Annotated in this window: 1 protein-coding gene; it reads right to left on the bottom strand. The window is 49.0% G+C overall.

Annotation, left to right across the window (positions count from 1 at the left end):
- Positions 1-567, bottom strand: a 567-nt coding sequence (locus B5F91_RS14780) for a PD-(D/E)XK nuclease domain-containing protein (RefSeq protein WP_204244715.1), incomplete at both ends; no start/stop codon positions are given.

Consider the following 567-nt stretch of genomic DNA (forward strand, 5'->3'; position numbering starts at 1 on the left):
TTTGTCGGAGGGCTTCGTCTGCCGTACCGTCTAACTTGAACTCGAAGATATAGATATAGTCCGGTGTCTCTACGATGCAGTCCACCCTTCCTTCGCTCTGCTCTTTCTCTGTATAGACCGTATAGACACTAACCAAACGGAATATCAGGTAGAAGGTGTAATGGAAATAGCGTTCCCTTTCCCGCTCGTCTTCTTTGCGCCGCATCGTGTAAGGGATGTCGGCAAGGAAAGAGGTGAAGAGCTTGCGCAGCTTTTCGGTCTCCCCGTCTTCCAAGGCATCGATTACATCTTGTATCCAACTGTTTACGCTTTCCCTTTTGGGCTTGAGGTAATCGGAAGCGACTAACGAGACAAAGCCTTTCTTCACTTCGTTGTTCGGGAAGTCAAGCAGGAAAGTGCCGCGTCTGGGCTTGTAGTCTTTGATAGTAAGATACCCGCTTTGGTAAATCATGGGCAAGGGTTTCTCTACGCTGGCTTTGTAGTCGACGAACTCCTGCGGGTCGTAATACTTTCCGGTCAACTCGTCTAAGTTCTCGTCTGTGTGTGCAAGCAGACGGATAAGGTAAG

Source organism: Bacteroides sp. An322, from assembly GCF_002161765.1.
Lineage (GTDB): Bacteria > Bacteroidota > Bacteroidia > Bacteroidales > Bacteroidaceae > Phocaeicola > Phocaeicola merdavium.